Here is an 18,819-nt window from a genome sequence, read left to right as displayed (position 1 = left end):
CTTCCGACCGCCCTTTTTCTTATTTAATGTGATTACGCGTTTTTCAGAACTTCGCTAACAATCTCAACCGCTTCTTTCTCGATCTGCTTGCGATGTTCTTCCCCGAGGAAGCTTTCACAGTAGATCTTATATGCGTCTTCCGTGCCTGACGGACGCGCAGCAAACCAGCCGTTGTCAGTCATCACTTTCAGGCCGCCGATAGAAGCACCATTACCCGGCGCCGCCGTCAGGCGTGCGGTGATCGGGTCACCTGCCAGGGTGCTGGCGCTCACCATTTCCGGAGACAGCTTAGACAGCGCCGCTTTTTGTGCGGAAGTCGCTGCTGCCTGCAAACGGTTGTAGCTCGGCGCACCAAAGCGTTTTGCCAGTTCGTTGTAGTGTTCCTGCGGATTCTTACCGGTGACAGCGGTGATTTCTGCCGCGAGCAGACACATGATGATGCCGTCTTTGTCGGTGGACCACGGCGTGCCGTCGAAACGCAGGAAGGAAGCCCCTGCGCTCTCTTCGCCGCCAAAGCCGAAGCTGCCGTCGAACAGACCATCAACAAACCATTTGAAGCCTACCGGCACTTCCACCAGCTTACGGCCCAAGTCATTGACCACACGGTCGATCATCGCAGAAGAAACCAGCGTTTTACCGACGGCAACATCTGTGCCCCACTGCGGACGATGCTGGAACAGGTAGTTGATCGCCACCGCCAGGTAGTGGTTCGGGTTCATCAAACCAGCCGGAGTGACGATACCGTGACGGTCATAATCCGGGTCGTTGGCAAACGCCAGATCAAACTTATCACGCAGCGCCAGCAGGCCCGCCATCGCACACTCGGAGGAACAGTCCATACGGATTGCGCCGTCTTTATCGAGGTGCATAAAGCGGAAGGTTTGATCGACCTGATCGTTAACAATGGTCAGGTTGAGGTTGTAATACTCGCCAATGCGCTTCCAGTATTCGATACCGGAACCGCCCAACGGATCAACACCCAGCGTCAGGCCAGCTTTCTGAATCGCTGCCATATCAACGATATCGGCCAGACCTTCTACGAACGGTTGCACCAGATCTTGCTCTTTCACATGACCAGATGCCATCGCTTCGTCGAGGGAGATACGCTTCACGCCTTTCAGGCCATTGGCCATCAGTGCGTTGGCTCTGTCTTCCACCACTTTAGTGACGTTGGTATCTGCCGGGCCACCATTTGGTGGGTTGTACTTGATACCACCGTCTTCCGGCGGGTTATGGGACGGCGTAATCACGATACCATCTGCCAGCGGTCCACCTTTTTTATTGTGAACCAGAATGGCATTAGAGACGGCAGGTGTCGGAGTGAAGCCATTGTTTTCCTGCACAATAACGTCTACCCCGTTCGCTGCCAGCACTTCCAGTACAGAAATAAACGCAGGTTCGGACAGGGCGTGAGTATCTTTACCCACATAGCAAGGGCCAGTGATGCCGTTTTTCGCCCGTTCTTCGGCAATCGCCTGAGCAATAGCCAGAATGTGCGGCTCGTTAAAGCTGTGGCGCGCTGCACTGCCACGGTGACCGGAAGTACCGAATTTCACCGCGTGCTCCGCATTCCCTGCTTCTGGTTTCAGTACATAATATTGCGCCGTCAGTTGGGCGACGTTTATCAAATCACTCTGCTGTGCAGGTTGGCCTGCACGATTGTGGATTGCCATTGCTTTGTCCTTTATCTGCAACGTTGTTTTAAATTGTCCCGCAAACCTTTTCAATCAATTCCGCCGGGAATTGCATCGACTGCATGATGTGTTCAATCATGCTGCATTTACGGCCAGTGTTAGTGTTGGTGATCACCCAATACGGCGTGCCTGGCACATGCTTCGGCTTGGTCTGATTACCATTTTTCAGCAGCGTCTGTTCATCTACTGCAAAGTAAACGCGCGTGCGGCCGTGCAACGATTCCGTTGCCTCGGCAAACGCCTGGGCGTCAAGAGAATATAGTGTAGACAACAGCAGCATAAAGCGATTGACCGCTCGCTTTTGCTCTGCGTATTCATCGGAAAGCAAAAGTTCACGCATCGCGCGCACTTTGTCTTTCACCGTTTTGATCGGCTTCGCTTCGACGATAGCAGGCGACGCAATGCGAACCTCTTTCGTCACCGGAGCAGCAGGCTGTGATGCGGCGGAAAATTTCAACATACGCCGTAAAATGTCGGATGCGCTCTCGCCGATATGCTTAGTGTGGCTGGCAATATAGCTGTAGAGTTCATCATCAACTTCAATCGTTTTCATCTTAATCCAGTGCGGTGTCTTAGCTGAATACAAGTCGCCAGGAGTATATGAATAAATCCCGGCAGCGGATAGCGTCAAGCCTGGCTTGCAGAAAAAATCGGATTAAACCTTATCTGTTGCAGCCCTGTGGCACAATGGTCAACATAATACCCTAACCCAACTACTCGAAAAAAAGAACTTTGCCATGAAATTGAATATCCGCGCGCAATCTGCACAAAATCAGCATAATAATTCTCCCATCGTCCTCGTCCACGGGTTGTTTGGTAGCCTTGACAACCTCGGCGTGCTGGCGCGTGACCTGGTAAACGATCACAATATCATCCGGGTTGATATGCGTAACCACGGACTTTCGCCACGAGATCCACATATGAATTACCCGGCGATGGCCCAGGATCTTGTTGATACTCTGGAAGCGCTGCAGATCGATAAGGCGACATTTATTGGTCACTCAATGGGTGGTAAAGCTGTGATGGCACTGACCGCGTTAGCGCCCGATCGCATCGAGAAACTGGTAGCGATCGATATCGCGCCGGTGGATTATCACGTACGCCGTCATGATGAAATTTTCGCAGCTATCAACGCGGTCAGTGGATCCGACGCGCAAACGCGCCAACAGGCCGCTGTAGTGATGCGCCAATATATTAATGAAGAGGGCGTGATTCAATTCCTGCTGAAATCTTTTGTTGACGGTGAGTGGCGTTTTAACGTGCCAGTATTATGGGATCAGTATCCACATATTGTTGGCTGGGAGAAGATTCCGGCATGGAACCACCCTGCTCTGTTTATTCCTGGCGGCAATTCCCCGTATGTTACTGAACAGTATCGTGATGATTTGCTGGCGCAATTCCCACAAGCACGGGCGCATGTCATTGCAGGCGCGGGTCATTGGGTACACGCAGAAAAACCGGATGCTGTGCTGCGGGCTATCCGTCGCTATCTTAATGATTAACGCAACTGATTAAAAACCCAGCGTCCGCGCGGCATTCCGCGCGTGGGCGTTGGCGAGATTCCTCACGCTGTTGTATTATGGCGGGCTATCCATCCGGGCAGGCGCCTGGCTGATTGTTTCCCCCGAAGTCACCAAGATCATGGCCAAAGAACAAACGGACCGTACGACATTAGATCTGTTCGCGCACGAGCGTCGACCGGGACGACCGAAAACCAATCCGCTTTCGCGCGATGAACAGCTGCGTATTAATAAACGCAACCAGCTAAAACGCGACAAAGTACGTGGCCTTAAGCGTGTCGAACTGAAGCTGAACGCGGAAGCTGTCGAGGCGCTGAACGAGCTGGCGGAGTCGCGCAATATGAGCCGTAGCGAACTGATCGAAGAGATATTGATGCAGCAACTGGCGGCGCTGCGTAATCAGGGCATCGTTTAAATATCCACTTTCGTGTAGCACAGTGTGCAGTCCTGCTCGTTTGCTGATTCCGCAAGACTGCCTGTTCTGCTATGATTGCCTTTATCCGTGGGCAATTTGCCACCCCTATTTCAATAAGTTTCAAGAGGTTATTTCACTCATGGCTATCACTGGCATCTTTTTCGGCAGCGACACCGGTAATACCGAAAATATCGCAAAAATGATTCAAAAACAGCTTGGTAAAGACGTTGCCGATGTCCATGACATTGCAAAAAGCAGCAAAGAAGATCTGGAAGCTTATGACATTCTTCTGCTGGGCATCCCAACCTGGTACTATGGCGAAGCACAGTGTGACTGGGACGACTTCTTTCCGACTCTCGAAGAGATTGATTTCAATGGTAAACTGGTTGCGCTGTTTGGCTGTGGCGACCAGGAAGATTACGCAGAATATTTCTGCGACGCCTTAGGCACCATTCGTGACATCATTGAACCGCGCGGTGCGACCATTGTTGGCCACTGGCCAACTGCGGGCTATCATTTCGAAGCATCAAAAGGTCTGGCGGATGATGACCACTTTGTCGGCCTGGCTATCGACGAAGACCGTCAGCCAGAACTGACCGCCGAACGTGTAGAAAAATGGGTAAAACAAATTTCTGAAGAACTGCATCTCGACGAAATTATCAATGCCTGATGTACTGCGGCGTAGACTCATGTCTACGCCGTATTAATAGATAATGCCAATCAAAATAATTGCTACAAATTTGTAACTTTTGCCGTAGTACCTGTACAATGTTCCAGTATTGAAGTGGCCTTACCGATGTAAATGTAAGCTAAGCCACGTTTTTATTAACAATATTTGCCAGGGACTTGTAGTTTTCATTTAGGCATGGCAAATCTATAATGATACGCATTATCTCAAGAGCAAATTCTGTCACTTCTTTTAATGAAGTGAACCGCTTAGTAACAGGACAGATTCCGCATGACTGATAACAATACCGCCCTAAAGAAAGCTGGCCTGAAAGTAACGCTTCCACGTTTAAAAATCCTGGAAGTTCTTCAGGAGCCGGACAACCATCACGTCAGTGCGGAAGATTTATACAAACGTCTGATCGATATGGGTGAAGAAATTGGTCTGGCTACGGTATATCGTGTACTGAACCAGTTTGACGACGCCGGTATCGTCACCCGCCACAATTTTGAAGGCGGTAAATCCGTATTTGAACTGACTCAACAACATCACCACGATCACCTGATCTGCCTCGACTGCGGAAAGGTTATCGAATTTAGTGATGAATCTATCGAAGCGCGTCAGCGTGAAATTGCCGCGAAGCATGGCATTCGCCTGACTAACCATAGTCTCTATCTTTACGGTCACTGTGCCGAAGGCGATTGCCGCGAAGATGAGCACGCGCATGAAGGCAAATAAGTCAGCCTGAATGAGAAAAAGCCAACCTACGGGTTGGCTTTTTTATACAAGGGAAACAAGAAAAGCGAGAGTTACAGCCCTCACTTATTTGTTATTACTGCGAATTTCCTGCCAGACCTTATCACAATCGGCTCTCACTGCCTGGTCATTACCGGTTTGCGTTGCCTGGATGCACTGCTGATAATCCAGCACGCGGACACTTTCCTGCTCGGCAAATTGCTGATGTTGTTTCTCTTTCTTCAGCACGTTTAACACGCTCTGACAGGCTTCAATTTTTTCCGGCGAACCTTGCGCGGTATTGATACAGGCGCTGTACGCCTCTTTCAGGCGGCTGTCTTCCTGTGGCGCGGTTGATTGCGCACAAGCCACCAGCCCCGATGCCATCATGGCGATGAGAATCAGTTTTTTCATAGCAAATTCCTCAAATGTGCGGCAGGCACAAAACCTGCCGCGTCGGGCATCAGAAGATGGTGAATGGTGCGATTACCATGAATTTCACGTCGCGCTCATCCTGGAAGATGTTACCGTAACCGCCGCCCCAGCTTGGGATGTCGGAGTGGTTGTCGTATTCGGTGAAGTGCAGTTTGAACATCGTGCCCTTGGCACGGCCGTCCTGAATGGTGTAGACCGCATCCAGGCTGTATGCAGACTCTTCAATAGTCCGGTTCTTGTCGTAGTACGCATCCGGATTGCTCTGCCAGGTCGCAGGTTTAGCATCCCATGCGTAAACGTAGGAGGCGCCGATGGCGAAGCCTGGAAGATTCCAGTTTTTCAGGTCATACATCGCGCCGAAGAAGACCGCTTTTTCGCCGTTGGCGTTAAAGTCAGAACGGTTATCCCACCAGATATCCAGGCGACCGTTCGAGGAAGCGTAGGTTGGAGTCATACGTTGCAGGAAGTATCCCTGCTGACCGTCAGCTTTAACCCAGGTGCCTTCCAGACGCAAATCCACTACGTCAGCCGCCCGGTAACCAAAGGTCAGCGCCTGCAGCCAGGCGGTGCCATCATAAAGATCGTTGACGCTACGATCGTCAACTTTATCGCGCGTACCGTAGAACTGGTAGCTGGCGGTTAGCGGGCTACCGGCGATATCAAATTTATAGCTGGCTTTGGCAAAGTACTGATCGATATACCCTTCCGCCTGACCAAACGCCGCTTCCAGCACGAAGTTATTTTTGAAGTCGTATTTCGCACCGATGGAGTGCAGATAATCAACTTTGGTGGTTTTATCGTTCTGATAAAACTCATCCATTTCCAGATGCCACGGCGCTTTGTATTCGTTGGTCCACATGTAGGAGAAACTCAACGCACCAGCATCGCCGTAATCAAAATTCGCCCCGGCTTCCGCACCCTGATAAGTACCCGGCATAAAGCTCCAGTGCGGCGCTAACAGCGTCTGACCGGTTGGCTGAATATAACCTGCCCTCGCCCAAACCGGACCGTATTTAAATTTGGCCGCTGCTTTATACAGGCTTATACCGCTTTTGTCACCGGACCAGTCTTCGTCATAGGCTTTATTACTTTTTGAAAACGCGATTTCGTTCGGGTGAGAGCTGTCGCCGTTTTCCGCCATTTCAATCGCCGTAAACGCGGCAATATCAAGGCCGAACATATCAGCAGCATAACCGGACTGAAAATCGAGGTTGGCGTTCCAGGTGGAGTGAGAAAGGTTGGTTTTGTATTTGTCGCCGTCGGTAACATCTTTACGGTCACGTTCACGCTGCCAGTAATAGATACCGCCGGTTAAGGTTGAATCGTCGATGAATCCTTCGGCGCGAGCCTCCGGCATTGCCACCAGGCCCGACATTGCTGTAACACCGGCGATAGCCAGCGCCAGCGTACTACGTTTGCCACTAAACGTACGCATGGGTTAATCCTCTTTGACATATAAATTGCTGCACCACAGGTGAACAGCGAAAAAAATAAAAATTAAAAAAGTAGCGTTGAGAAAAGTCTCGCTGACTACAGGAATAGACTATTTTTCGCGACGCGAATTATCAATCTCTTTCTGTAACGAGAATGTAAGAACATGAGCAACCGCACATATTTTGATGATTTTTGTTACAAGGTTTAAGTTTGCAGTAGAAAGGCTTGTAGAAGAATAAAAGCGTGAATTTCCAGCTATATGAAAGCGGTTACATTTTATTTAATTATGATTTGTAATTTTAAATTTGTTTTATGAATAAATTACAAAGCGGAATTAATTCGCGAAGAAAAGCAGAAAAAACGCCGCTGAACGCGGCGTTTTGGATTGTTTGCATGTTTCTTGCCGGATGCGGCGTGAACGCCTTATCCGGCCTACAAAAGCACGCAAATTCAATATATTGCAGAGATCACGTAGGCCTGATAAGCGAAACGCATCAGGCAGTTTAGCTTTTGAAACTGTTTATCTGTTCCTTGCCGGATGCGGCGTAAACGCCCCATCCGGCATAGCGAAACTTAAAATTACTCGCCTACTTTCGCCCAGGTATCACGCAGTCCAACGGTGCGGTTAAATACCGGTTTTTCCGCTGTGGAATGGCGGCTGTCGAGGCAGAAGTAGCCTTCGCGCTCAAACTGGAATGCTTTACCTGCCACCGCATCTTTCAGAGACGGTTCAGCAAAGCCCTGTTTGATGACCAGAGAATCCTGGTTAATCACCGACAGGAAATCATCCGCAGCGCCTGGATTCGGCACACTGAACAGACGATCGTACAGGCGGATTTCAACCGGTAGCGCATGTGCCGCGCTTACCCAGTGAATAACGCCTTTGACTTTACGACCATCAGCCGGATCTTTGCTTAAGGTGTCGGCGTCATAAGTACAGAAGATGGTGGTGATATTGCCTTCGGCATCTTTCTCCACGCGTTCCGCTTTAATCACGTAAGCATTACGCAGACGCACTTCTTTTCCCAGCACCAGACGCTTGTACTGCTTGTTAGCTTCTTCGCGGAAATCGGCGCGATCGATCCAAATCTCACCGCTAAACGGCACCTGACGGCTGCCCATTTCCGGTTTATTCGGATGGTTCGGCATGGTGACCATTTCGCCTTCGCCCTGATAGTTTTCGATAACCAGTTTCACCGGGTCGATAACCGCCATTGCACGCGGCGCGTTCTCGTTAAGATCTTCACGAATGCAGGATTCCAGCGATGCCATCTCAATGGTGTTGTCCTGCTTGGTCACGCCAATGCGTTTGCAGAACTCACGAATAGAAGCCGCAGTGTAACCACGACGACGCAGACCGGAAATGGTCGGCATACGCGGATCATCCCAACCTTCTACGTGCTTGTCGGTGACCAGTTGGTTCAGCTTACGCTTGGACATCACGGTGTATTCCAGATTCAGGCGCGAGAATTCGTACTGGCGCGGGTGAACAGGAATGGTGATGTTGTCCAGAACCCAGTCGTACAGACGACGGTTGTCCTGGAACTCCAGCGTACACAGAGAGTGCGTAATGCCTTCCAGCGCATCGCTGATGCAGTGGGTGAAGTCGTACATCGGGTAGATGCACCACTTGTTGCCAGTCTGATGGTGTTCAGCAAACTTAATGCGGTACAGCACCGGATCGCGCATCACGATAAACGGCGAAGCCATGTCGATTTTCGCGCGCAGGCAGGCTTTACCTTCTTCAAAACCACCGGTACGCATTTTCTCGAACAGCGCCAGGTTCTCTTCAACGCTGCGGTCGCGGTACGGGCTGTTTTTACCCGGCTGTGTCAGGGTGCCGCGGTATTCGCGGATCTGTTCCGGCGTCAGTTCATCAACGTACGCCAGGCCTTTATTGATCAGTTCAACAGCATAGGCGTGGAGCTGATCAAAATAATCGGAGGAGTAACGGACGTTACCAGACCAGTGAAAACCTAACCACTCAACGTCGTTTTTGATCGAATCGACATACTCGATATCTTCTTTTACCGGGTTAGTGTCGTCGAAACGCAGGTTGCATTGGCCTTTATAGTCCTGGGCGATCCCGAAGTTCAGGCAGATAGATTTCGCATGGCCAATATGCAGATAGCCATTCGGCTCCGGCGGGAAACGGGTGTGTACTGTGGTGTGCTTACCACTGGCCAGATCTTCATCGATGATCTGACGAATAAAGTTAGTCGGGCGGGCTTCTGCCTCACTCATCGTGGATTCCTCAAAGCGTAAACAACGTATAACGGCGTATGATCTTATAAGCGGGACAGGCTGACAACTGTTAGTTAGAGAAAATCGAAAAATCTAACAAAGATTATGGGGATAGTTGATGAAAAAAAAAGCGGCAGAGAAGATCTCCACCGCTTTTGCCAGTCCTGCGTCATTGTTGGATGCGAGGCTTATGCGTCTTATCCAACCTACACAGCGCTTTTGTAGGCCTGATAAGACGCGTCAAGCGTCGCATCAGGCATAAAGCAGATTACTTTTTGATTTCATACAGCGGTGTTTGACCCGCCACAACATGGCCCTGAGCTTTAATGATCAAGCCGCTGAAATCGTCGATATTGCTGCAAACCACCGGGCTAATCATCGAGCGGGCGTTAGCGTTCAGGTAATCCAGATCCATTTCCAGAATCGGTTGCCCTGCGCTTACCTGCGCGCCCTCTTCCACCAGACGTTTAAAGCCTTTACCTTCCAGCGCTACGGTGTCGATACCCATGTGGACGACGATCTCTGCGCCTTTTTCAGTTTCAAGGCAGAACGCGTGGTTGGTGTTGAAGATTTTCACGATGGTTCCCGCCGCTGGTGATACAACGATTTTATCCGTCGGTTTCACCGCCACACCGTCGCCCACGGCTTTGCTGGCGAACGCTTCGTCTGGCACCTGATCCAGTGCGACAACATCACCGGTAATTGGCGATACCAGCTCAGCGATAGACACTGCGTTTGGTACAGCCTGCGGTTTCGCTACCGGAGCGGCAGTTGCCGGAGCAGCTTCAGCAGAAGCAGCAGCTATCGGGCCACGAGCAACGACTTTCTTCATCGCATCGCCGATGGATTCTGCTTTCGCGCCGACAATCACCTGGATGGTCTGTTTGTTCAGTTTCACCACCCCAGAAGCACCCAGACGTTTACACATCGCATCGTTGACACGTGCTGAGTCAGCCACAGTCAAGCGCAGACGAGTAATACAGGCGTCAATCGCTTTTAGATTGTCACTACCACCAACTGCCGCAATGTAGTTGGTTGCCAGTTGAGTTAAGCCTTCTTCGGTATTGCTGTTCGCTTCTTCAGTAACGATCTCGTCATCTTTATCTTCACGACCTGGCGTTTTCAGGTTGAACATACGGATAACCGCACTGAACACCACAAAGTAGATAGCGAAGAAAACAACGCCCATCACCAGCAGCATCCAGACGTTCTGGCTGGCTGCTGGCAGATTGTACATCAACGCATAGTCGATAGCGCCCGCAGAGAAGGAGAAGCCCGCATGGATCCCCAGCAACGTTGCCACAAACAGACTGATACCCGTCAGCAGTGCGTGCAGGAGGTACAGCAGAGGAGCAAGGAACATAAACAGGAATTCCAGCGGCTCAGTCACACCGGTCAGGAACGCGGTGATAGCAACAGAAAGCAGCATCCCACCAACCATCGGGCGACGCTCTTTCGGTGCTGCGAAGTACATCGCCAGCGCCGCACCTGGCAGACCGAACATCATGATCGGGAAGAAGCCAGACATGAACATCCCCGCAGTGCCGTCGCCCGCATAGAAGCGGTTGATGTCACCGTGGAAAACCGTACCCGCAGAGTTGGTGAATTCACCAATCTGGAACCAGGCGATGGTATTCAGTACCTGATGCAGACCGGTTGGGATCAGCAGACGGTTGATGAAACCAAAGATACCGGAACCCAGCGCGCCCGCAGAAACGATCCACTCGCCGCCTGCATGGATAGCGTGCTGTACCGGCGGCCAGACGTAACCAAAAATGGCTGCCAGCACCAGGCAGAAGAAGCCGGTGGCGATCGGCACAAAACGTTTGCCGCCGAAGAAGCTCAGGAAGTCCGGCAGTTTAATATCCGACCAACGGTTATAGGCTGCACCACCGACCAGACCGGTAATGATACCTGCCAGAACCCCCATGTTAATTTCTGGGTTGATGGTCACCATCGCTTTAGTTAACACAAAGTAACCAACCGCACCCGCCAACGCAGCTGCACCTGCACTGTCTTTGGACCAGCTGGAGGCCACGCCGATCGCAAAGATCAACGCCAGGTTATCAAAAATCGCGCCGCCTGCCTGGGCAATAAACGCAACATTAAGTAAATCTGGCTGGCCGAATCGCAGCAACAGTGCCGCCACCGGCAGCACCGCGATAGGGAGCTGTAACGCCCTACCGAGTCGCTGGAAAAAACCTAAAATATTCATCTTATTCCCCCTACGAGAACCCTATTTGGCTCGTTTAAAGCCGTATTTTTATTTTGCAGCAAATTGTGCTGCCGATGTTCTGTAATCAAGTTGTTAGATCATCTGCTACAGAGTGTGTGAAAATTTAATTCGTACCGCAAATTAAACGCGCGTCTTTTGTGAGTTTTGTCACCAAATATCGTTATCATTACTCCCTTTTACTGGCTAAACCAGAAAACTTATTTTATCATTCAAAAAATCAGGTCGGATTGACGCCTGTCTGCGCAAATCCAGGTTACGCTTAAAGATGCCTAATCCGCCAACGGCTTACTTTTTACTTACTTGAGGTGAATAATGAGACTGATCCCCCTGACTACCGCTGAACAGGTCGGCAAATGGGCTGCTCGCCATATCGTTAATCGTATTAATGCGTTCAAACCGACAGCCGATCGTCCGTTTGTGCTTGGCCTGCCGACTGGCGGCACGCCGATGACCACCTATAAAGCGTTAGTCGAAATGCATAAAGCAGGCCAGGTCAGCTTTAAGCACGTTGTCACCTTCAACATGGACGAATATGTCGGTCTGCCGAAAGAGCATCCGGAAAGCTACTACAGTTTTATGCACCGTAATTTCTTCGATCACGTTGATATTCCAGCAGAAAATATCAACCTTCTCAACGGCAATGCCCCGGATATCGACGCCGAATGCCGCCAGTATGAAGAAAAAATTCGCTCTTACGGTAAAATCCATCTGTTTATGGGCGGTGTAGGTAACGACGGTCACATTGCATTTAACGAACCAGCCTCTTCTCTTGCCTCTCGCACCCGTATCAAAACCCTGACACATGACACTCGCGTCGCAAACTCTCGTTTCTTTGATAACGATGTTAATCAGGTGCCAAAATATGCGCTGACCGTAGGTGTGGGTACACTGCTGGATGCCGAAGAAGTGATGATTCTGGTGCTGGGCAGCCAGAAAGCACTGGCACTGCAGGCTGCAGTTGAAGGTTGCGTTAATCACATGTGGACCATCAGCTGTCTGCAACTGCATCCGAAAGCGATCATGGTGTGCGATGAGCCTTCCACCATGGAGCTAAAGGTTAAGACTTTAAGATATTTCAACGAATTAGAAGCAGAAAATATCAAAGGTCTGTAATTGTTATCCCTGCCCTGACGCCTTGCTCAGGGCATTATTATTTTTGAAATCGGGGGTCGGAATGTATGCATTAACCCAGGGCCGGATCTTTACCGGTCATGAATTTCTTGATGACCATGCAGTTGTTATCGCTGATGGCCTGATTAAAAGCGTCTGCCCAGTAGCGGAACTGCCGCCAGAGATTGAACAACGTTCACTGAACGGGGCCATTCTCTCCCCCGGTTTTATCGATGTGCAGTTAAACGGCTGCGGCGGCGTACAGTTTAACGATACCGCTGAAGCGGTCAGCGTGGAAACGCTGGAAATCATGCAGAAAGCCAATGAGAAATCAGGCTGCACAAACTATTTGCCGACGCTTATCACCACCAGCGATGACCTGATGAAACAGGGTGTTCGCGTGATGCGTGAGTACCTGGCAAAACATCCGAATCAGGCATTAGGTTTACACCTGGAAGGCCCGTGGCTGAATCTGGTGAAAAAAGGTACCCATAATCCGAATTTCGTACGTAAACCGGATACCGCGCTGGTCGATTTCCTGTGTGAAAATGCCGATGTCATTACCAAAGTGACGCTGGCACCGGAAATGGTTCCAGCAGAAGTGATCAGCAAACTGGCAAATGCCGGGATTGTGGTGTCTGCCGGTCACTCCAATGCAACGTTAAAAGAAGCAAAAGCCGGTTTCCGCGCGGGGATTACCTTTGCCACCCATCTGTACAACGCGATGCCGTATATTACCGGTCGTGAACCGGGCCTGGCGGGCGCGATCCTCGACGAAGCGGACATTTATTGCGGTATTATTGCCGATGGTCTGCACGTTGATTACGCCAACATTCGCAATGCCAAACGTCTGAAAGGCGACAAACTGTGTCTGGTCACTGACGCGACTGCGCCAGCAGGTGCCAATATTGAACAGTTCATTTTTGCGGGTAAAACAATATACTACCGCAACGGACTTTGTGTGGATGAGAATGGTACGTTAAGTGGTTCATCCTTAACCATGATTGAAGGCGTGCGTAATCTGGTTGAACATTGCGGTATCGCACTGGATGAAGTGCTGCGTATGGCGACGCTCTATCCGGCTCGTGCGATTGGCGTTGAAAAACGTCTCGGCACTCTCGCCGCAGGTAAAGTGGCCAACCTGACCGCATTCACACCTGATTTTAAAATCACCAGGACCATCGTTAACGGTAACGAGGTCGTAACCCAATAAGAGAAAGTATGACACCAGGCGGACAAGCTCAGATAGGTAATGTTGATCTCGTAAAACAGCTTAACAGCGCGGCGGTTTATCGCCTGATTGACCAGCATGGGCCAATCTCGCGAATTCAGATTGCTGAGCAAAGCCAGCTTGCCCCCGCCAGCGTAACCAAAATTACGCGTCAGCTTATCGAACGCGGGCTGATCAAAGAAGTTGATCAGCAGGCCTCCACCGGGGGCCGCCGCGCTATCTCTATCGTCACCGAAACCCGCAATTTCCACGCAATCGGCGTACGTCTCGGTCGTCACGACGCCACCATCACCCTGTTTGATCTCAGCAGCAAAGTTCTGGCAGAAGAACATTACCCGCTACCTGAACGTACCCAGCAGACGCTGGAACATGCCCTGCTGAATGCCATTACTCAGTTTATTGATAACCACCAGCGCAAGCTGCGGGAGCTGATCGCCATTTCAGTGATCCTGCCAGGGCTGGTCGACCCGGACAGCGGCAAAATTCACTACATGCCGCATATTCAGGTGGAAAACTGGGGGCTGGTTGAAGCACTGGAAGAGCGTTTTAAAGTGACCTGTTTTGTCGGCCACGATATCCGCAGTCTGGCGCTGGCAGAGCACTACTTCGGTGCAAGTCAGGATTGCGAAGACTCCATTCTGGTGCGCGTGCATCGCGGAACGGGGGCAGGAATCATCTCTAACGGGCGCATTTTTATCGGCCGCAACGGCAACGTCGGTGAAATTGGCCATATTCAGGTTGAACCGCTGGGAGAACGCTGCCATTGTGGCAACTTCGGCTGCCTGGAAACTATCGCTGCCAACGCTGCCATTGAACAACGGGTGTTGAATTTATTAAAGCAGGGCTACCAGAGCCGCGTGCCGCTGGACGACTGCACCATAAAAACTATCTGCAAAGCTGCGAACAAAGGCGATAGCCTGGCGTCGGAAGTGATTGAGTATGTAGGTCGTCATCTGGGCAAAACCATCGCCATTGCTATCAACTTATTTAATCCGCAAAAAATTGTCATTGCCGGTGAAATCACCGAAGCCGATAAAGTGCTGCTCCCTGCTATCGAAAGCTGCATTAATACTCAGGCACTGAAGGCGTTTCGCACTAATCTACCGGTGGTACGTTCTGAGCTGGATCACCGCTCGGCAATCGGCGCTTTTGCGCTGGTAAAACGCGCCATGCTCAACGGTATTTTGCTCCAGCATTTGCTGGAAAATTAATGTGCTTTTATAGTGGCGCTTATTGTTGTCAATATTCTGGGTAGTCCATGACCATTAAAAATGTAATTTGCGATATCGACGGCGTGCTGATGCACGATAACGTCGCCGTACCGGGTGCAGCGGAATTTTTGCACGGGATTATGGATAAAGGCCTGCCGCTGGTGTTGCTGACCAACTATCCTTCGCAGACCGGGCAAGATCTGGCGAACCGCTTTGCCACTGCCGGTGTCGATGTGCCGGACAGCGTGTTTTATACCTCCGCGATGGCAACCGCCGATTTCCTGCGTCGCCAGGAAGGCAAGAAAGCGTATGTGGTGGGCGAAGGCGCGCTGATTCATGAGCTGTACAAAGCCGGTTTTACGATTACCGATGTGAACCCTGATTTTGTGATTGTTGGCGAAACACGCTCCTACAACTGGGACATGATGCATAAAGCGGCCTATTTCGTCGCTAATGGTGCACGCTTTATCGCCACTAACCCGGACACCCACGGGCGCGGTTTTTATCCCGCCTGTGGCGCGTTGTGTGCAGGGATTGAGAAAATCTCCGGGCGCAAACCGTTCTATGTTGGTAAGCCGAGTCCGTGGATCATCCGTGCGGCATTAAACAAAATGCAGGCCCACTCGGAAGAAACGGTGATTGTCGGCGATAACTTGCGTACCGATATTCTGGCGGGCTTCCAGGCCGGTCTGGAGACGATTCTTGTGCTCTCCGGCGTTTCGTCGCTCGACGATATCGACAGCATGCCGTTCCGCCCAAGCTGGATTTACCCGTCAGTCGCTGAAATCGACGTTATCTGAATAGCAACCACGTCTCAGGGCGTGGTTGATATTGATGACAAACGCCAAACTGCCTGATGCGCTACGCTTATCAGGCACACGCAGCTCCTGCAATATATTGAATTTTCATGATTTTGTAGGCCGGATAAGGCGTTCACGCCGCATCCGGCATGAACAAATCGCACTTTGTCAGCAATTTGGCCCCCGTAAAATATAACCATTCAATAAAACCTGCCAAAAATTATCGATCCATCAATAAACACATCACTACACCAGACCTTTTTTCACTAATCGACAATCACCATTACGTTTTTTATTTTTTCACCGTCAAATCGCTTGCGCACAGTGCTGCTTTGCGGCATTTTTTTAAACAAGCAAACACAACAAGCAACAAATACCAGGTTAACGGAGAAGGTTATGTGTTCAATTTTTGGCGTATTCGATATCAAAACAGACGCAGTTGAACTGCGGAAGAAAGCACTCGAGCTGTCACGCCTGATGCGTCATCGCGGCCCGGACTGGTCCGGTATTTATGCCAGCGATAACGCCATTCTCGCCCACGAACGTCTGTCAATTGTTGACGTTAACGCGGGGGCGCAACCTCTCTACAACCAACAAAAAACCCACGTACTGGCGGTAAACGGTGAAATCTACAACCACCAGACATTGCGCGCCGAATATGGCGATCGTTACCAGTTCCAGACCGGGTCTGACTGTGAAGTGATCCTCGCGCTGTATCAGGAAAAAGGGCCGGAATTTCTCGACGACTTGCAGGGCATGTTTGCCTTTGCCCTGTACGACAGCGAAAAAGATGCATATCTGATTGGTCGCGACCATCTGGGGATCATCCCACTGTATATGGGCTATGACGAACACGGTCAGCTGTATGTGGCCTCAGAAATGAAAGCCCTGGTGCCAGTTTGCCGCACGATTAAAGAGTTCCCGGCGGGGAGCTATTTATGGAGTCAGGACGGCGAAATCCGTTCTTATTATCATCGAGACTGGTTCGACTTTGATGCAGTGAAAGATAACGTGACCGATAAAAATGAACTGCGTCAGGCACTGGAAGATTCCGTAAAATGCCATCTGATGTCTGATGTGCCTTACGGCGTGCTGCTCTCGGGTGGTCTGGATTCCTCAATTATTTCCGCTATCACCAAGAAATATGCCGCTCGTCGCGTGGAAGATCAGGAACGCTCTGAAGCCTGGTGGCCGCAGTTACACTCGTTTGCTGTAGGTCTGCCGGGTTCACCGGATCTGAAAGCAGCCCAGGAAGTGGCGAACCATCTGGGTACTGTGCACCACGAAATTCACTTCACTGTACAGGAAGGTCTGGATGCCATCCGTGATGTGATTTACCACATCGAAACCTATGATGTGACCACCATTCGCGCTTCAACACCGATGTATTTAATGTCGCGTAAGATCAAGGCGATGGGCATTAAAATGGTGTTGTCCGGTGAAGGTTCTGACGAAGTGTTTGGCGGTTATCTTTACTTCCACAAAGCGCCGAACGCTAAAGAACTGCATGAAGAGACGGTGCGTAAACTGCTGGCCCTGCATATGTATGACTGCGCGCGTGCCAACAAAGCGATGTCAGCCTGGGGCGTGGAAGCACGCGTTCCGTTCCTCGACAAGAAATTCCTCGACGTAGCAATGCGTATTAACCCGCAGGATAAAATGTGCGGTAACGGTAAGATGGAAAAACACATCCTGCGTGAATGTTTTGAGTCGTACCTGCCTGCAAGTGTTGCCTGGCGGCAGAAAGAGCAGTTCTCCGATGGCGTCGGTTACAGTTGGATTGACACACTGAAAGAAGTGGCGGCACAGCAGGTTTCTGATCAGCAACTGGAAACAGCCCGCTTCCGCTTCCCATACAACACGCCGACCTCAAAAGAAGCGTATCTGTACCGGGAGATTTTTGAAGAACTGTTCCCGCTTCCGAGCGCCGCTGAGTGCGTACCGGGCGGTCCTTCCGTCGCGTGTTCTTCCGCTAAAGCGATCGAGTGGGATGAGGCGTTCAAGAAAATGGACGATCCTTCTGGTCGCGCGGTTGGTGTTCACCAGTCTGCATATAAATAAGACGTGTAATATTGCCCCGGAGAAATCCGGGGCAATTTCAGTTACTGGGGAGCTTGTTGATTCTGATACGCAGTGAGGAAATGTTCCGGATTTGCTACATCGCTGTCAGATAACTCATTATTGTAAGCGACTGACCAGGTTGCCGATTCCTCCGGGATATGCAGGCTTCCATTTCCCTCTTTCAGGCGTAATAACTCAAAAGATTCACCCTTGATTATAGCGGTATAAGATTTCTCACCTTCCTGCAATACTTTTACTTTGCAGCGAAAAATCTGACCATCGATGTCATTATCAACATGCGATACCTGAACGAGTGCCTCATTAGACGCTTTCGGCCCGATTCGCATCATCCACACCACAGCGCCTTCCTGCCCACGATAGCCAAAAACATATTTACCGATTTCCGGTTTGACCGTATCGGCAAACGCGGATTGCATAAGTAATAAGACACCCATCAACATCGTCATAAAACGCAGCATAGTATTCCCTCAATAAATCGCCTGAAGTGATAGCAGAGATGCAGGCGTAGCGATCCCTGCCCTGTCCTGTTGCAACGGGGCAGTATTTCATGGATTAATTTCCCACCACTATTGTTGAATTCCGAATTTCATCCTGTATGACAAAAGAATGGCTGTAGGGCGGGGAAAAAACACAAAGTAAACAATAATTGACGAATATAGCGCCACGCTGTTCGCAACCTAACCAAACAGTCACTTTCGAGCAATTTTCCTTGAAAAAGAGGTTGACGCTGCAAGGCTCTATACGCATAATGCGCCCCGCAACGCCGATAAGGTATCGCGAAAAAAAAGATGGCTACGTAGCTCAGTTGGTTAGAGCACATCACTCATAATGATGGGGTCACAGGTTCGAATCCCGTCGTAGCCACCATCTTTTTTTGCGGGAGTGGCGAAATTGGTAGACGCACCAGATTTAGGTTCTGGCGCCGCAAGGTGTGCGAGTTCAAGTCTCGCCTCCCGCACCATTCACCAGAAAGCGTTGTACGGATGGGGTATCGCCAAGCGGTAA

General features: G+C 50.5%; 17 protein-coding genes and 2 tRNA genes. 12 read left to right on the top strand and 7 right to left on the bottom strand.

Annotated elements, in window-relative coordinates; translation table 11 throughout:
• Positions 1–32: 32 nt before the first annotated feature.
• On the bottom strand, positions 33–1,673 hold the full coding sequence (gene pgm, locus D9597_RS20160; RefSeq protein WP_130224246.1) for a phosphoglucomutase (alpha-D-glucose-1,6-bisphosphate-dependent): 1,641 nt from the start codon (positions 1,671–1,673) through the stop codon (positions 33–35).
• A 28-nt stretch (positions 1,674–1,701) separates the two neighbouring features.
• Positions 1,702–2,247, bottom strand: a complete 546-nt coding sequence (seqA, locus tag D9597_RS20155; RefSeq protein ID WP_130224244.1) for a replication initiation negative regulator SeqA — start codon at positions 2,245–2,247, stop codon at positions 1,702–1,704.
• 184 nt (positions 2,248–2,431) lie between these two features.
• On the opposite strand from seqA, the gene ybfF reads away from it, so the two are divergent.
• From ybfF to fur, 5 genes are all read left to right on the top strand, one after another.
• Positions 2,432–3,196: an esterase gene (gene ybfF, locus D9597_RS20150; RefSeq protein ID WP_130224242.1), complete on the top strand. Its 765-nt coding sequence runs from the start codon at positions 2,432–2,434 to the stop codon at positions 3,194–3,196.
• Positions 3,197–3,335: 139 nt separating this feature from the next.
• Positions 3,336–3,629: a LexA regulated protein gene (gene ybfE, locus D9597_RS20145; protein WP_064528940.1), complete on the top strand. Its 294-nt coding sequence runs from the start codon at positions 3,336–3,338 to the stop codon at positions 3,627–3,629.
• A gap of 139 nt (positions 3,630–3,768) precedes the next feature.
• Complete coding sequence (gene fldA, locus D9597_RS20140) at positions 3,769–4,299, top strand: flavodoxin FldA (protein ID WP_010346538.1); 531 nt, start codon at positions 3,769–3,771, stop codon at positions 4,297–4,299.
• Between the two features lie 209 nt (positions 4,300–4,508).
• The gene (gene uof / locus D9597_RS20135; RefSeq protein WP_010380762.1) at positions 4,509–4,595 is read left to right on the top strand and encodes a fur leader peptide; all 87 of its coding nucleotides are present in this window, start codon (positions 4,509–4,511) and stop codon (positions 4,593–4,595) included.
• The gene (gene fur, locus D9597_RS20130) at positions 4,588–5,034 is read left to right on the top strand and encodes a ferric iron uptake transcriptional regulator (RefSeq protein WP_000131706.1); all 447 of its coding nucleotides are present in this window, start codon (positions 4,588–4,590) and stop codon (positions 5,032–5,034) included. Before uof ends, fur begins: the two co-directional genes overlap by 8 nt.
• An 84-nt stretch (positions 5,035–5,118) precedes the next feature.
• On the opposite strand, the gene chiQ is transcribed toward fur, so the two are convergent.
• The 4 genes from chiQ to nagE all read right to left on the bottom strand — a co-directional run bounded on the left by chiQ (position 5,119) and on the right by nagE (position 11,359).
• Positions 5,119–5,445 (bottom strand): ChiQ/YbfN family lipoprotein, encoded by a 327-nt coding sequence (chiQ, locus tag D9597_RS20125; protein ID WP_130215034.1) that lies wholly within the window; start codon positions 5,443–5,445, stop codon positions 5,119–5,121.
• Positions 5,446–5,494: 49 nt separating this feature from the next.
• Positions 5,495–6,901 (bottom strand): chitoporin, encoded by a 1,407-nt coding sequence (gene chiP / locus D9597_RS20120; RefSeq protein ID WP_130215036.1) that lies wholly within the window; start codon positions 6,899–6,901, stop codon positions 5,495–5,497.
• Between the two features lie 578 nt (positions 6,902–7,479).
• Positions 7,480–9,144, bottom strand: a complete 1,665-nt coding sequence (glnS, locus tag D9597_RS20110) for a glutamine--tRNA ligase (protein WP_130215038.1) — start codon at positions 9,142–9,144, stop codon at positions 7,480–7,482.
• 268 nt (positions 9,145–9,412) lie between these two features.
• A complete protein-coding gene (gene nagE / locus D9597_RS20105) occupies positions 9,413–11,359 on the bottom strand; it encodes a PTS N-acetyl glucosamine transporter subunit IIABC (RefSeq protein WP_130224238.1) in 1,947 nt (648 codons plus the stop codon).
• 333 nt (positions 11,360–11,692) lie between these two features.
• Here nagE and nagB point away from each other — a divergent pair, with 333 nt between their 5' ends.
• From nagB to asnB, 5 genes are all read left to right on the top strand, one after another.
• Entirely contained in the window at positions 11,693–12,493 is an 801-nt protein-coding gene (nagB, locus tag D9597_RS20100) for a glucosamine-6-phosphate deaminase (RefSeq protein WP_001237072.1), read from the top strand.
• A 61-nt stretch (positions 12,494–12,554) separates the two neighbouring features.
• The gene (gene nagA / locus D9597_RS20095) at positions 12,555–13,703 is read left to right on the top strand and encodes an N-acetylglucosamine-6-phosphate deacetylase (RefSeq protein WP_130224236.1); all 1,149 of its coding nucleotides are present in this window, start codon (positions 12,555–12,557) and stop codon (positions 13,701–13,703) included.
• Between the two features lie 8 nt (positions 13,704–13,711).
• Positions 13,712–14,932, top strand: a complete 1,221-nt coding sequence (gene nagC, locus D9597_RS20090; RefSeq protein ID WP_130215043.1) for a DNA-binding transcriptional regulator NagC — start codon at positions 13,712–13,714, stop codon at positions 14,930–14,932.
• Between the two features lie 47 nt (positions 14,933–14,979).
• Positions 14,980–15,732 carry a ribonucleotide monophosphatase NagD gene (gene nagD, locus D9597_RS20085; protein ID WP_000153129.1) on the top strand — a complete coding sequence of 251 codons (753 nt, stop codon included), beginning with the start codon at positions 14,980–14,982 and terminating at the stop codon, positions 15,730–15,732.
• 396 nt (positions 15,733–16,128) lie between these two features.
• On the top strand, positions 16,129–17,793 hold the full coding sequence (asnB, locus tag D9597_RS20075; RefSeq protein ID WP_130224232.1) for an asparagine synthase B: 1,665 nt from the start codon (positions 16,129–16,131) through the stop codon (positions 17,791–17,793).
• A gap of 41 nt (positions 17,794–17,834) precedes the next feature.
• On the opposite strand, the gene D9597_RS20070 is transcribed toward asnB, so the two are convergent.
• On the bottom strand, positions 17,835–18,272 hold the full coding sequence (locus tag D9597_RS20070; protein WP_130224230.1) for a hypothetical protein: 438 nt from the start codon (positions 18,270–18,272) through the stop codon (positions 17,835–17,837).
• A gap of 332 nt (positions 18,273–18,604) precedes the next feature.
• On the opposite strand from D9597_RS20070, the gene D9597_RS20065 reads away from it, so the two are divergent.
• Positions 18,605–18,681: transfer RNA gene (locus tag D9597_RS20065), tRNA-Met, on the top strand.
• Positions 18,682–18,690: 9 nt separating this feature from the next.
• A tRNA-Leu gene (locus D9597_RS20060) sits at positions 18,691–18,775 on the top strand.
• Positions 18,776–18,819 lie beyond the last annotated feature (44 nt).

The sequence above is a fragment of the Escherichia sp. E13S3 genome (genome assembly GCF_004212325.1).
Taxonomy (GTDB): domain Bacteria; phylum Pseudomonadota; class Gammaproteobacteria; order Enterobacterales; family Enterobacteriaceae; genus Escherichia.
This window is presented reverse-complemented; position numbering and strand designations above follow the sequence as displayed.